At 51.6% G+C, this 14,646-nt stretch carries 8 protein-coding genes and 1 pseudogene; all 9 read left to right on the forward strand.

Features of this window, described 5'->3' with window-relative positions; genetic code table 11:
- The first annotated feature begins 13 nt into the window (after positions 1-13).
- The 9 genes and pseudogenes from D0C16_RS09790 to D0C16_RS09830 all read left to right on the forward strand — a co-directional run bounded on the left by D0C16_RS09790 (position 14) and on the right by D0C16_RS09830 (position 14,624).
- A complete protein-coding gene (locus tag D0C16_RS09790; RefSeq protein ID WP_191968681.1) occupies positions 14-1,180 on the forward strand; it encodes an efflux RND transporter periplasmic adaptor subunit in 1,167 nt (388 codons plus the stop codon).
- On the forward strand, positions 1,181-4,300 hold the full coding sequence (locus D0C16_RS09795) for an efflux RND transporter permease subunit (RefSeq protein WP_151032204.1): 3,120 nt from the start codon (positions 1,181-1,183) through the stop codon (positions 4,298-4,300).
- Positions 4,297-4,599 carry a DUF3240 family protein gene (locus D0C16_RS09800; RefSeq protein WP_151032206.1) on the forward strand — a complete coding sequence of 101 codons (303 nt, stop codon included), beginning with the start codon at positions 4,297-4,299 and terminating at the stop codon, positions 4,597-4,599. The genes D0C16_RS09795 and D0C16_RS09800 overlap by 4 nt, the downstream gene beginning before the upstream one ends.
- A complete protein-coding gene (locus D0C16_RS09805; RefSeq protein ID WP_151032208.1) occupies positions 4,599-6,122 on the forward strand; it encodes a TolC family protein in 1,524 nt (507 codons plus the stop codon). The genes D0C16_RS09800 and D0C16_RS09805 overlap by 1 nt, the downstream gene beginning before the upstream one ends.
- Positions 6,122-6,556, forward strand: coding sequence for a hypothetical protein (locus tag D0C16_RS09810; protein ID WP_151032210.1), 435 nt, complete (start codon positions 6,122-6,124; stop codon positions 6,554-6,556). Before D0C16_RS09805 ends, D0C16_RS09810 begins: the two co-directional genes overlap by 1 nt.
- A 251-nt stretch (positions 6,557-6,807) precedes the next feature.
- Positions 6,808-9,206 (forward strand): annotated as a pseudogene (locus tag D0C16_RS24770) (N-6 DNA methylase).
- 1 nt (position 9,207) lies between these two features.
- Entirely contained in the window at positions 9,208-10,500 is a 1,293-nt protein-coding gene (locus D0C16_RS09820; protein WP_151032212.1) for a restriction endonuclease subunit S, read from the forward strand.
- A 58-nt stretch (positions 10,501-10,558) separates the two neighbouring features.
- Positions 10,559-11,587, forward strand: a complete 1,029-nt coding sequence (locus D0C16_RS09825; RefSeq protein WP_151032214.1) for a Fic family protein — start codon at positions 10,559-10,561, stop codon at positions 11,585-11,587.
- A gap of 1 nt (position 11,588) precedes the next feature.
- Positions 11,589-14,624: a type I restriction endonuclease subunit R gene (locus D0C16_RS09830; protein ID WP_151032216.1), complete on the forward strand. Its 3,036-nt coding sequence runs from the start codon at positions 11,589-11,591 to the stop codon at positions 14,622-14,624.
- Positions 14,625-14,646: the final 22 nt, after the last annotated feature.

A 14,646-nucleotide genomic window follows, 5' to 3' on the forward strand; every position in this document is an offset into this window, starting at 1 on the left:
TTGTGAGGTTTTTATGAGTTTTTCTATCCGCGCCCTGCCGGCTCGCCGCTGGCTGTTGGCCTTTGCCTGTGTGTCAGCCTGGCCCACTGTTGCCCAAACCACTAGCCCGCTGCCCATCAGCGATCAGCAAATTCGCAATCTGGGTATTGAAACCATTCAGCTCGAAACTGGCGCAGTCAGTGCCAGCGCTCGCTATCCCGCGCAAATTGTGCTGCCGCCCCAGCAGGAGTATCGGCTCGGAGCACCGGAAAGCAGCCTGGTACAACAGGTATTAGTGTTGGAAAACCAGGCAGTGCAAGCCGGTGATCCGCTACTGGTAATCAGCAGCCAGAATTTGGGTGAACTCAGCCTGGCCGCTATTGAAAACCACAACCGCTGGCAGCTCGCACAACAAGGTTTAACTCGCGATCAGGAATTGCTCGCCGAAGGTATCATTCCTAGCCGCCGACTGGATGAAAGTCGCGCAGCGGAACAGGATGCGCGCGCCGCCCTGACTCAGGCGCGCTCGGCCTTGCTGGCGGCAGGCCTGGATGAAAAAGGCATAGATAACCTGATCCGCCAGGGCAAAGCCAGCAACAGCCTGACCCTGCGCGCGCCTGTGGCGGGAGTGGTGACCGAGCTGGTCGCCAAACCCGGCTGGCGCACAAGCGATAACACGCCCTTGCTGCGCTTGGTAAACCGCGCGCAACTCTGGGTAGATGTGCAGATACCCGCAAATCAGGCCGGGCTCTGGCCGGCGAACACACGTTTTCAGCTAGCCGATGGCACTGAAGCCAAACTGCTGAATCTGAGCCCGGTCACCTCGGCCGCGCAAACCCGCGTATTGCGCGGATTGATCGAACACCCCTCAGCGCAACTTCTGCCCGGTAGCTACCAGCAAGCCCTGCTGCCGTTAAGCGCCCACCAAAGTTGGGATCTACCGCTCGCCGCCATCGCCCGCCGCGGCGCCCAGGCCTATGTGTTTGTGCGCAGTCACCAAGGTTTCGATGCACTACCCGTTGAAGTGATCGCCAGCGGTGGCCAGCGCGCGCTGGTTACCGGCGGGCTGCAAACGGGCACCGAAATCGCATCTGCCGGCGTGGTCGCCCTGAAAGCTGCCTGGCTGAGTCATCTGGACAGCCAGACATCTGCCTCAGTCGCAGCAGAACCCGCCGCTGTGCACCTGGCGGAGGCGCGTTAGATGCTAGTTCGCCTGATCCAGTTTGCGCTTACCCAGCGCCTGTTCGTATTGATCATGACCACCCTGCTGGCCGGTTATGGCTGGTACTCGTTTCGCCAATTACCGATTGATGCCTTTCCCGACGTGGCCACTACTCAAGTGAAGGTGATTTACAAAGCGGCCGGTATGACGCCCGAAGAAGTGGAAAACCGTATCGCGGTACCGGTGGAAGCGGAGTTGCTCGGCATTCCCAATCAGGACATGTTGCGCACCCTGGTGAAATACGGGCTGGTGGATATCACCCTGAATTTTACCGATGGCACCGACATCTACTGGGCGCGCCAGCAAGTTGCCGAGCGTCTGGCGGGGATTAGCGATCAACTGCCGGCCAATCTCGAAGGTGGTATTGCCCCCATTACCACACCATTGGGGGAGATGTTCCACTTTACCCTCGACAACCCCAAGCTCAGTCTGATGGAGCGCAAAGGGCTGTTGGAATGGGTGGTTCGCCCCGCCCTGCGCACTGTGCCGGGCGTTGCCGATGTCAACGTATTGGGCGGTGTTAGCCGCATTTTTGAGGTAATTCCCGACAGTTTGAAGCTGACGGCGGCGGGAATTAGCCTCGCCGAGTTAAAGCAGGCAATTCAGGACAATAATCGCAGCGACGGCGCTGGTCGCTTGGTGGAAGGTGGCGAAGTACTGCTGGTGCGCAGCCAGGGTAATGTTCGCACCCTGGAAGATTTGCGCGCTATGGTGATCGCCTTGCGCGACAACACCCCGATTCGTTTAAGTGATCTGGCCGAAGTGCGCATTGGCGAACTCACTCGCAACGGCATGGTCACGGCCCACGGCACTGGCGAAGTGGCCCAAGGCCTGGTGCTGGGGTTGGCGGGCGCCAATGCGCGCGCGGTAGTTGCGGGCCTCGAGCAGAAAATCGCCGAGATCCAACCCGGCCTGCCCGAAGGCACGCACCTGAATGTGTTTTACAACCGTGCTTCACTGGTGGATCAAGCGGTATTTACTGTGTCCAAAGCGCTGGCCGAAGCCATAGTACTGGTGCTGATCTTGCTGGGCGTGTTCCTCGGCAATCTGCGCGCCGCCATCACTGTTGCGCTGATACTGCCGCTATCCGCGCTGGCAACTTTTGTGATGATGAACCAGGTGGGCATGTCAGCCAACCTGATGAGCCTCGGCGGGCTCGCCATTGCCATCGGCATGCTAGTGGATGCCGCTGTGGTGGTGGTAGAAAATCTGGTGCAACACATGGCACACGAGCGCAGCAAACTGCCGCGAATGCACCTGATCTACCGCGCCCTGCGCGAAGTCAGCGCGCCGGTGACGACCGGTATTCTGGTAATTATCACCGTGTTCCTGCCCCTGCTTACCCTGCAGGGGATGGAAGGTAAACTCTTTGCCCCGGTGGCGCTCACCATAGTCTTTGCATTGGCCAGCTCGCTCTTGCTATCGCTAACCGTCATCCCGGTAATCGCCTCCTATCTACTCACCAAAGTCAGCCACGATGAACCCTGGCTGCCACGCAAATTGCAGGCGCTCTACGCCCCCGTTCTGGAGTGGGCGTTCAAAAACCAGAAAACCGTATTCGCCGCTGCCGGTCTCTCGTTTGTGCTGGCCATTGGCGTCTATAGCGCCACCGGTAAAACCTTTATGCCCACCATGGATGAGGGCGACATAGTTATTGGCCTCGAGCGTTTGCCCTCTATAAGTCTTGAAGAAAGTGTCGCACTGGATACCCGTTTGCAGCAGGCCATTCTTGCTCGTATCCCCGAAGTTACCGGCATAGTGGCGCGCGCCGGCTCGGACCAGATCGGCCTGGATCCCATGGGGCTGAACCAGACCGATGCCTTCCTCACCATCAAGCCCAAAGATGAATGGCGGATGGAAACCAAGGAGGAATTACTGGATGAACTGCGCACCGTGCTCGATGACATGCCCGGCATTGCTTACAACTTCACCATGCCGATCGATATGCGCGTATCCGAAATGATTATGGGCGTGCGCGGCGATCTGGCGATCAAGATCTTCGGCCCGGATCTGGAAACCCTCAACCGCTTGGCTGGCGAGATTCTCGCCGTGGTCGAAAACCTGAAAGGCAGCGAAGACGCCTACACCCTGACCAACGACGGCGTGCAATACCTGCAAGTAAATATCGACCGCCTCGCCGCTGGCCAACTGGGTTTCACCATGGCGGAGGTGCAGGACTTCCTGCGCGTCCAGCTGCAAGGCGAAGTATTGGGTACGGTCACCGAAGGCGACCGCCGCACGCCCATCCAATTGCGCGGCAATGACGACCTGCGCCGTTCGCCGGGGGATTTCGCCAACCTGCATCTGCTTGCGCCCAATGGCGAGTCAGTGCCGCTCAGCAGCATCGCCAGCCTGGAGCGAGTGGAAGGCCAGGTCAAAATCGACCGCGAAATGGGCAGCCGCAATAGCGTGGTGATCGCCAATGTCAGTGGCCGCGATCTGGTGGGGTTTGTGGATGAAGCCCGCGCGGCTATCGCCCAGCAGGTGAAACTGCCCGAGGGCTATCGCCTCACCTTTGGCGGCCAATTTGAAAACCAGCAACGCGCCGCCGCCCGCTTGGGGCTGGTAACGCCAGTCGCCCTGCTGCTGATATTTATTCTGCTGTTCTCCAGCTTTGGCTCGGTACGCCAGGCATTGCTGGTGTTCAGCAATATTCCCTTTGCGCTGGTGGGCGGAATCATTGCGCTCTGGCTGTCCGGCGAATACCTGTCAGTGCCTGCCTCGGTGGGCTTTATTGCCCTGCTCGGGATTGCGGTACTTAACGGCGTGGTGATGGTGAGTTATTTCAATCAGCTCCACGCCGAGGGCATGGCGCTCGCGCAGGTGGTGCGCACTGGTGCCAAACGTCGCTTGCGCCCGGTATTGATGACCGCGGCTATCACCGCTTTCGGCCTGATTCCGCTGCTCTTTGCCACCGGGCCTGGCTCGGAAATCCAGCGCCCGCTGGCAATAGTGGTGATTGGCGGTCTGATTACCGCCACCGCCCTGACGCTGGTAATGCTGCCGCTGCTCTATGCGCGCTTTGCCTTCCCCGCTGTTAAGAGCCTGCCCAATCTTGCCCTTCCCACTAATCATTCGACTGGAGGGACATCCCTATGAGTCTCGTCTGCCTGTCTCTATTGGGCTCGCCCGCCTTGGAAGAAAAACTGCTCGACCAGTTACTGCGCAGCCCCCATGACCTCACCTTTACCAGCCAGACCTGCGCCAGCCACGGCGGTCACAGTCACGATGGCCTGGATGCCAGCGAGCAGGTGCTGGGCCGCGCCCGTGCGGTACTGGTACAGGTGCTGGTGCCGGAAACCCTTGCCCGGCAATTACTGCAGGATCTGGAAGCGCTGTTCAGCGGCTCCGGCTTGCGCTACTGGCTGACGCCGGTGATTGAGGAGGGACAACTCTAATGAAACTGTCTCGCTTAACACCCCTCGCACTGGCGATTGCCCTGAACACAGCGCCCCTCGCCTCAGGTGTATCGCCAGTGGCTTGGGCGCAAACCGAATCTTCACCCCCAATGGATTTGCTGAGCGAAGCACAAATCGTCCAATGGCTGGGCGATGACCCGGCGCTTCAGGGGATACAAGCCCGCAAGCTGGCGCTGCAGGCCCAAGCTGCCCAAACCGCCAGTTCCGGTTACGAATGGACCGCCAGTTATAGCCGTCAGGAGCGCGAGTATCGCCAGCCGGAATTAGCCGGCGCCGATAAATCGCGCGAGTGGAATCTGGAGCTGGAGCGCAGCCTGCAATTACCCGGCAAGGGTGCCGCCAGCCGACGTGAGGCGCAGGCTCTGCGACAGCTGGCCGATGCCGATGAGCAAGCCGGTTTGCGTTTGGCCATCACTGAATTAATCGATAGCTATCTGGATGCGCTTCACGCCAGCGCCAGCCTCGCCCTGCTGCAACAGGAACTGGCCTTTGCCCTGGCCAACCTGCACGCCGTGGAGTACAGAGTCAAAGCAGGCGATGCCCCCGCGCTGGATGCCCGCCTTGCCGCCGCTGAAAGTCAGGCATTGCAACAGGAACTGAGCCAGGCGCAGCAGGCCGCGCACAACCGCTGGACCAGCTTCCGCCTGCGCTACCCGGCCGCCAGTGTGCCGGCCTTTGCCCTTGCTCTGGATACATCCGCGCGCGCCGACGATGGGGAAAAAATCGCCACCGAAAGTCTGACCACGGAAAACAAACCGGTTAAAAGTCCTGGGTCAGTGAAATCGATGCCTGTTAAATCGATGCCTGTTAATCCGACGGTTGTAAATTGGGCGGCTGCAAATTGGACGGTGGTTGATTCACCGGCCCTGCAAGCAATCCCGACACCGCGATTAGTGGACGGCGATTTAAGCCTCTGGCAGGAGCGCCTGCTCAGCCAGCAACCGGCATTGCAGCAGGCCGATGCCAGCCTGAAAGCCGCGAGCGCCGCCGCCGATAAAGCCAAACGCGAGCGCATTCCCGACCCCAGTATCGCCGTTTACAGCGGGCGCGAATCTTTCGGGGAGGAATCGGTGGTGGGCCTGCGCTTGAGCATGCCCATCCCCGGCAGCCAGCGCACCCAAGCCATGCGCCAGGGCTACGCCGAAGAGGCGGCGGCACGCGCCGATAAAGAATTGCTGCTGCGCAGCCTGCGCGCGCAAGCCGAAAATCATTATCGCCAAACCCACAGTGACTATCAGCGCTGGCAACTGGCCACGCAAATGACCAACAACCTCGGCGAAAACGCGCGCCTGTTACACAAAGCTTATCGCCTGGGCGAGCAGGATCTGCAAGGGCTGTTGCTCGGCCAGCAACAACACACCCGCGCCGCCCTCGCCGAAGTAGAAAGCCGCGTGCAAGCCCTGCGCAGCTATTACCAACTCCAGATCGCCGCCGGCGAATTAAATCCCTTCGCCAGCAGCACACCTATTAACTCATCCAAAACCTTAAGCGGAAATTTGTAATGAAAAATCCAAACCCAACCTTTCAATTAATTCGTCTCAGTGTGCTCACGCTGTTATTAAGTGCGCTCCCCGGCGCCAATGCGCAAGCGGCAACAAACCATCAACAAAATGACTCACTCTATGTTTATCAAATGGACACAGAAAGCGATTGGAAAGTGATTGCCGCACGCATGATTCCGCACAACGACAGCGCAAAATTTTCCGCAAAAATTTTTCATCGCCACAAGCGCGCTGTTTATCCGTCAGCCGATGTGCAATTGCGTATTGTCGATGCCACCGGAGAATTACTCGGCACCGCCCGCGCAACACCAGAAACAATTTTTAATGCAGAAAAAGCCTGGCGCAAAACCGGTGTAAACTACACAGCGACGCTGGATTTTGTACCGCCGACGGGGAGTCGGGTGGAAGTGGTTGTTAACCGCGCAATACCATAAAAAGGCCAGCCCGCTATATACCTGAGTAAAACTGCCCGGCCCACCCTTTGGCGTCCGGGCATCAACAAGCGGTAAATCGCCACTTCCCAGTAATGCCGAAATCACCCCGCCAGCGCTGCCACCCTTGTAGCTCTCCGTAATGGCGCTAATCTTGTTAAACGATTAGTATTCGCCGCAACGTTTCTCGCCTACCGATCAGTGCAAAAGTCAAACAACCCCCTATGCACTGGCTTTATTGATATGGAATAACCATGGATCACTCAGTACACAACAAACTGGTTTCGTTTATTTGGAGCATTGCCGATGACTGCCTGCGCGATGTCTATGTGCGCGGCAAATACCGCGACGTTATTTTACCCATGGTGGTACTACGCCGTTTGGATACCTTGCTGGAACCAACAAAACAAAAGGTGATGGAAGAAGTAAAAACGCAAAAGGAAGCGTATGGCAACACGGAGTTAGAAAGCTTTCCGCTGACAGTTGCGTCCGGCTACGTGTTTTACAACACGTCCAAATGGACCCTAAAAACCTTGTTCAGCACCGCGACTAACAATCAGCAAATCTTGCTGGCTAACTTTGAAGAATACCTGCTGGGCTTTAGCGATAACGTAAAAGAAATTATTGAGCGCTTTAATCTCAAGTCGCAAATTCGTCACATGGCGGGCAAACAAGTATTGTTGGATGTGGTGGAAAAATTTGTCTCACCTTACATCAACCTCACCCCAGAACCCGCAGAAGACCCGGACGGCAGTAAACTGCCCGCGCTCACCAATTTAGGCATGGGCTACGTGTTTGAGGAACTCATCCGTAAATTTAACGAAGAGAATAATGAAGAGGCCGGAGAGCACTTCACCCCGCGTGAAGTGATTGAGCTGATGACCCACTTGGTGTTTGATCCAATCAAAGACCAGCTTCCCAGTGTAATTACCATTTATGACCCCGCCTGCGGCAGCGGCGGTATGCTTACCGAATCGCAAAACTTTATTGAAGAAAAATATCCGCTGCCCGCCAAATCCAAAAGCAAGCGCGACATCTACCTTTATGGTAAAGAAATTAACGACGAAACCTACGCAATTTGTAAATCCGACATGATGATTAAGGGTAATAACCCGGAAAACATTAAAGTCGGCTCTACCCTCTCTACCGACGAGTTTTCCGCGCAGCGGTTTGACTTTATGCTCTCCAACCCGCCTTACGGTAAAAGCTGGGCGAGTGAGCAAAAAATATTAAAGACGGCAGCGATGTGATTGACCCACGCTTTAAAGTGAAGCTGAACGATTACTGGGGTGTAGAAAAAGACGAAGACGCCACACCTCGCTCCAGCGATGGCCAATTGCTGTTCCTCATGGAAATGGTCAGCAAAATGAAAGCCACCGGCAAAGGTGTAGTCGGCAGCCGCATTGCCTCGGTACACAACGGTTCCAGCTTATTTACCGGCGATGCCGGTGGCGGCGAGAGCAATATTCGCCGCTACATTATTGAAAACGATATGTTGGAAGCCATAGTGCAACTGCCCAACAATTTGTTTTATAACACCGGCATTACCACTTATATTTGGCTGCTAAACAACAACAAACCTGCCGCACGCCAAGGCAAAGTGCAACTCATAGATGCCAGCTTATTATTTCGCAAACTGCGCAAAAACTTGGGCAATAAAAATTGCGAATTCGCACCGGAACATATTGCGCAGATTACGCAAACTTATTTGGATTGCGCTGCGGTTGAGCGTGAAATTGATGCCAATGGTGATCCGCTCGGCATTGCCAGTCAGGTTTTCCGCAATGAAGATTTTGGTTACTACAAAGTCAACATAGAACGCCCCGACCGCCGCCGTGCGCAATTTAGTCAAGCCGCGTTGGAGCCCCTGCGGTTTGATAAATCCCTCAGTGACGTCATGGAGCATATTTACCAACAACATGGCGACAAGGTGTATAGCGCAGGCTTTTTAAGATCCATCGACAAACAAACCTTGCAATGGTGTGAAGATAACGACATCAGCCTGAACGCCAAAGACAAATCCAAATTGCTGGATACTGATTACTGGCTGAACCTGAAAAATCTGTATGAAAACTCCTGCCAGCTTATGCAGGCCATTGGCACAAAGGAATTTAAAAACTTTAACGAGTTTAAAGATTTGGTGGATTCCGAATTAAAAACCCTCGGCGTAAAACTCTCTGCCAGCGAGAAAAATGCGCTGCTTAATGCCGTAAGTGAATACGATGAAACCGCTGATAAAGTAGTTAAGAAAATAGAAAAACTCAGCGGCGACAAACTGGGTGAATTGCTCACCCGCTATAACTGCACCACCGAACAATTGCCAGACTACGGCTATTACCCCACCCCAAAAAAAGGGGAATACCTGACTTACGAGTCAAGCAGCGACCTGCGCGACAGCGAATCCATTCCGCTTAACCAAACCATTCACAGTTACTTTTTGCAGGAAGTAAAGCCCCATGTGGATGAAGCCTGGATCAATTTGGACCCGGTAAAAATTGGCTACGAAATCAGCTTTAACAAATATTTCTACCGCCATAAACCTTTACGCAATTTGGAGGATGTAGCAGCGGACATTATCGCACTGGAGAAAAAAGCCGAGGGCCTGATCGCGCAGATTTTGGGTGTGGATATTGCGTTGGTACAGGGAGCTTGAGATGGAGTTGGTGAAGATGCAGCGGTATGAGAGTTATAGAGATTCTGGGGTGGATTGGATTGGGATTGTACCTACACATTGGTCCGTCACTCGCTTAGGCTCATTATTCGAAGAACGTAGAACTAAAGTCTCAGACGAGGACTTTCCTCCATTATCAGTAACAAAAAATGGAATTCTTCCCCAACTGGACAGCGCAGCAAAAACAAAAGATGGTGACAATAGAAAGCTAGTCAAAGCTGGCGATTTTGTTATCAATAGTCGCTCAGACAGAAAGGGTTCTAGCGGTGTCTCTGATAGAAATGGATCAGTATCACTAATTAATATTGTTTTAAAACCAAGAAACGTACTTCCGAAATTTTGTAACTACGTATTGAAAAGTAATGCTTTTATTGAGGAATATTACCGCGTTGGCAGGGGTATAGTCGCAGATCTATGGACAACCCGATATGACGAAATGCGAACAATGATGCTCGTTATTCCTCCGAGTCAAGAACAAACCGCCATCGCCAACTTTCTGGATCAAAAAACCGCACAAATTGACGAAGCCATCGCTATTAAAGAGCGGCAAATAGAATTACTTAAAGAGCGCAAGCAAATCATTATCCAAAAAGCCGTGACTCAGGGCTTGAACCCGAATGTGCCGATGAAAGATTCGGAGGTTGAGTGGATTGGGAAGGTGCCGAAGCATTGGATTGTTTCCAAAATTGGCATGTACTCAAAGGTATTCAATGGTTCAACTCCCAACAGAGAAATTTCAAGATATTGGTTAAATGGAACAATTCCTTGGATTTCGTCTGGCAAAGTTAATGATTTTATTGTCAATGAGCCCTCCGAGTACATTAGCGAGTCAGCACTTCGCGAATGTTCATTGAGAGTTTTTCCAAAAGGAACAATTATTATTGGGATCGTTGGGCAAGGAAAAACAAGAGGAACAACAGCGAGGCTTAATCTAGATACAACAATAAATCAAAATGTTGCTGGAATAATTCCATCTAAATTCTTGAGTAGTGATTTTTTACATTTATATTTAATTCAAGCCTATTCTCAAATTAGGAATCAAGGGCAAGGTTCAAATCAAGAAGCACTAAACTGCTCAATAGTAAGCTCCTTTCCTGTCGTGATTCCTGCAATGGAAGAACAACAAAAAATTATTGAGTTTATTGAAAATCAGTCTTTATTAATCGAACAATCAATATCAATTCAGGCTGAGCAAATCGAAAAACTAAAAGAATACAAAACCACGCTGATTAATAGTGCGGTGACAGGAAAAATCAAAGTGACGGATGAAAATTAATTCATGCACTACAATCAAACCAACTACAGATATTTAACTGACAACATAGTCAAACACTATGCCTAAACAATACCAACCGCCATTCAGCATAAGCCTGCAGACGCTTAAACGAGTAAGCGAGATCAGCGAAGCCGTTGGGCGGTTGAGTGCGCAGATGGAACCCTTGGATTCGCTCCGGTTGCGCCGCGCGAACCGCATTCGCACGATTCAGGGTTCGTTGGCCATTGAGGGCAACACACTTAACGAAGCGCAAATTACCGCGATTCTGGAAGGTAAACGCGTTATTGCCCCACCGCGCGAAATTCAAGAAGTTCACAACGCCTTTGCGGCCTATGAAAAATTGTTGGATTGGAGCCCCGCCAACGAAGTCCATTTATTGGAAGCTCATGCATTATTAATGCGCGGTTTGATTAATGAAGCAGGTTACTACCGCACAGGTGGCGTAGGCGTAATGGCCGGCGATAAAGTGATTCATATGGCACCCGGTGCCAACCGTGTACCCAAGCTGATGGAAGACCTACTCACATGGCTGGCAACGACTGAAACACCGCCACTTATCGCGAGTTGTGTTTTCCATTACGAATTTGAATTTATCCACCCTTTTGCAGACGGCAATGGGCGCATGGGTAGGCTATGGCAAACATTAATCCTCAGCCAATGGAACTCACTATTTGCGCACATTCCAGTAGAGAGCATGGTTCACCAGCATCAAGCCGAGTATTACCAAGCGCTGCAAGAAAGCACAGACAAAACCGATTCGGCGCCCTTTATAGAATTTATGCTGGAGCGAATTTTTGACGCAGTGAATGCTACGCCCAACTACAACAGCGACCAAGTAAGCGACCAAGTAAGCGACCAAGTAGCAAGGCTGTTGCGTGCTCTGAGTAAACAGCCGCTTACCAATCAGGCGTTAATGCTTGAGCTGGCACTGAGTCATCGCCCCAGTTTCCGCAACAATTACTTAAACCCGGCACTTGATGCAGGTTTAATAGAACGTACCCAGCCAGCCTCTCCCCGCAGCCCTACGCAAAAGTATCGACTCACTGCTAAAGGCCGTGAGTGGTTATTCATTAACACAAGGACATAACATGGTCAGCCAAACCAATGAACAAGCGCTGGAAATGGCGATTGAAAAAGTACTCACCGGTTTTACTAGCGCCAAAGTCAATGAGGCTGACGCACAGGACGCGGTGCAAACCCCCTATACCGCACACCAAGGTTTTGTGCGCGGTTTAGCCAGTGACTTTAACGCCCAATACGCGCTGGATACCTGCTTGTTCTGGCAGTTTTTGCAAAACACCCAACAGCCCGAGTTGGACAAGCTGCAAAAAAATAACCCCAATGATTGGCAGCTTAAAATTCTGGAGCGGTTTGACCGCTTAATGAAAAAACACGGCATTTTACATTTGCTGAAAAAAGGTTTGGGCGTGGACGACGCACATTTTTCACTCATGCACCCGGCACCACTAGCGAGTAGTAGCGAAACAGTAAAACAGAATTTCGCTGCAAATATTTTTAGCTGCACTCGCCAGGTTCGTTATTCACTGGCAAACCCGCTGCAAGAAATTGACATGGTGCTGTTCATTAATGGCATACCGCTTATCACTCTGGAATTAAAAAATGCCTGGACGGGACAAACCGCCCGCTACCACGGCCAAAAACAATACCGCGAAGACCGCGACATCAATCAGCCACTACTGAATTTTGCACGCTGCTTGGTACACATGGCGGTGGATACTGATGAAGTATTTATGACCACCAAGTTAGCGGGAAAAAGCACTTATTTTTTGCCACTTAATAAAGGTAACAACTTCGGCCAAGGCAACCCGCCTAACCCTTATGGCCACAAAACTGATTATTTGTGGCGTGAGCTTTTTACCAAAGCCAGTTTAGCCAACATTATCCAGCATTTTGTGCGCTTGGATGGCAGCAGTAGTGAACCGCTCAACAAGCGCTCACTCTATTTCCCACGCTATCACCAGTTGGATGTGGTACGTAAATTAATTAAAGATGTGGCGGAAAACGGCGTTGGCAAAACCTATTTAATTCAGCACTCCGCCGGTTCCGGTAAATCCAACTCCATCACCTGGGCGGCTTATCAATTGATTGAAGTCTACCCGGCAACGGCTTTCACGCCGGGCGCCAAAGCGGTAGACCAACCCTTGTTTGATTCGGTGATTGTGGTTACCGACCGCCGTCTGCTGGATAAACAACTGCGCGATAACATTAAAGAATTTTCCGAGGTGAAAAATATTATCGCACCCGCGTTTAAGTCGGCGGATTTAAAAGCGGCGCTGGAAAACGGCAAAAAAATTATTATCACCACCATCCAAAAGTTCCCGTTTATTGTGGATGGTATTGCCGATTTGAGCGATAAACGTTTTGCAGTGATTATCGATGAAGCTCATAGCTCCCAAAGCGGTAGCGCCCACGACAAAATGAATAGCGCCATGGGCAAGCAAGAAGACGCCGATGCCGAAGATGCGCAGGACAAAATTCTAGCCGCCATGCAAGCACGCAAAATGCGAGGCAACGCTTCTTACCTCGCGTTTACCGCAACTCCCAAAAACACCACCTTGGAAAAATTTGGGGTGCGGCAGGCCGATGGCAGTTTTACACCTTTTCACTTGTACTCCATGAAGCAGGCGATAGAAGAAGGTTTTATTCTGGATGTACTGGCCAATTACACCACCTACAAAAGCTATTACGAAATTCAAAAATCCATTGCAGACAACCCCTTATTTGATAAGAAAAAAGCCCAGAAAAAATTGCGTGCTTATGTGGAGCGCAGCCAGCAAACCATCAATATTAAAGCCGAGATTATGCTGGAGCATTTCAGCCAGCATGTTGTTATCGCCAAAAAGCTGGCTAATAAAGGCAAAGCGATGGTGGTAACACAAAATATTGAAGCGGCCATTCGTTATTACCACGCCATTAATAATCTATTGCTGCAACAAGGCTATCCCTTTAAAGCCTTGATTGCGTTTTCCGGTACGAAAGAAGTGGATGGTGTGGAATACACCGAGGCCGGAATAAATGGTTTTGCTGAAGCCGATACCAAAGATAAATTCGACAGCGATGACTATCGCATTCTGGTAGTAGCCAATAAATATCTGACCGGTTTTGATCAACCCAAACTCTGTGCCATGTATGTGGACAAAAAGCTCGCCAGCGTGCTTTGCGTGCAAACACTCTCGCGCCTGAATCGCGCCGCGCCCAAGTTGGGTAAAAAAACCGAAGACCTGTTTGTACTGGATTTTTTCAACAGCAGCGATGAAATTAAAAAAGCCTTTGACCCTTTTTACACCTCCACCAGCTTGTCAGAGGAGACTGACGTAAATGTACTTCACGACCTGAAAGACTCACTGGATGAGTTGGGTGTATATGAGTGGATGGAGGTGGAAGAATTTAATAAGCGTTTCTGGACCAATGAGGATGGTGAAAAACTCAGTGTGATTATCGATATCGCCGCCAACCGCTTTAATCATGAGTTGGGGTTGGAAAACGAGCAAAAAATTAAATTTAAAGTGCAGTCCAAACAATTTGTAAAAATTTATGGGCAAATGGCTTCAATCATGCCCTACCAGGTTGTCGCTTGGGAAAAGCTATTTTGGTTTCTGAAATTTTTAGTGCCCAAACTGAAAGTGCAAGACCCGAATGAAAAACTGCTGGATGAGCTATTGGAGTCAGTGGATTTGAATTCCTACGGCTTACAGCGCGTACAACTCAACCAATCTATCGGTTTGGATGCCACTGAAAGCGAGCTTGATCCGCAAAACCCCAACCCGCGCAACCCACAATCTGGAGGCGAAGAGGAAGACCGACTTGATGACATTATCAAAACCTTCAATGAGCGATGGTTTCAAGGTTGGAGCGCCACACCTGAAGAACAGCGAATTAAGTTTGTCAGTATGACGGACAGCATGAAAAATCACCCGGACTTTGCTGAGAAATACCAGAACAACCCAGACCCACACAATCGTAACCTGGCATTCGAAAAAATCCTCAAGGAAATAATGTTGCAACGCCGCAAGGATGAACTGGAGCTTTATAAACTTTTTGCCAACGACGCAGCCTTTAAATCTTCCCTTATTCATAGCCTTCAGCAAGCCGTGGACCGCTGAATCTCCTAAAAATGAAAAAAGC

It is taken from the genome of Cellvibrio sp. KY-GH-1 (assembly GCF_008806975.1).
Taxonomy (GTDB): Bacteria; Pseudomonadota; Gammaproteobacteria; order Pseudomonadales; family Cellvibrionaceae; genus Cellvibrio.

Bases quoted from the DNA above. Each gene is read 5' to 3' on its own strand.
- D0C16_RS09790 (WP_191968681.1), top strand. From the start codon at position 14: ATGAGTTTTTCTATCCGCGCCCTGCCGGCTCGCCGCTGGCTGTTGGCC.
- D0C16_RS09810 (WP_151032210.1), top strand. From the start codon at position 6,122: ATGAAAAATCCAAACCCAACCTTTCAATTAATTCGTCTCAGTGTGCTC.
- D0C16_RS09800 (WP_151032206.1), top strand. From the start codon at position 4,297: ATGAGTCTCGTCTGCCTGTCTCTATTGGGCTCGCCCGCCTTGGAAGAA.
- D0C16_RS09820 (WP_151032212.1), top strand. From the start codon at position 9,208: ATGGAGTTGGTGAAGATGCAGCGGTATGAGAGTTATAGAGATTCTGGG.
- D0C16_RS09795 (WP_151032204.1), top strand. From the start codon at position 1,181: ATGCTAGTTCGCCTGATCCAGTTTGCGCTTACCCAGCGCCTGTTCGTA.
- D0C16_RS09825 (WP_151032214.1), top strand. From the start codon at position 10,559: ATGCCTAAACAATACCAACCGCCATTCAGCATAAGCCTGCAGACGCTT.
- D0C16_RS09830 (WP_151032216.1), top strand. From the start codon at position 11,589: ATGGTCAGCCAAACCAATGAACAAGCGCTGGAAATGGCGATTGAAAAA.
- D0C16_RS09805 (WP_151032208.1), top strand. From the start codon at position 4,599: ATGAAACTGTCTCGCTTAACACCCCTCGCACTGGCGATTGCCCTGAAC.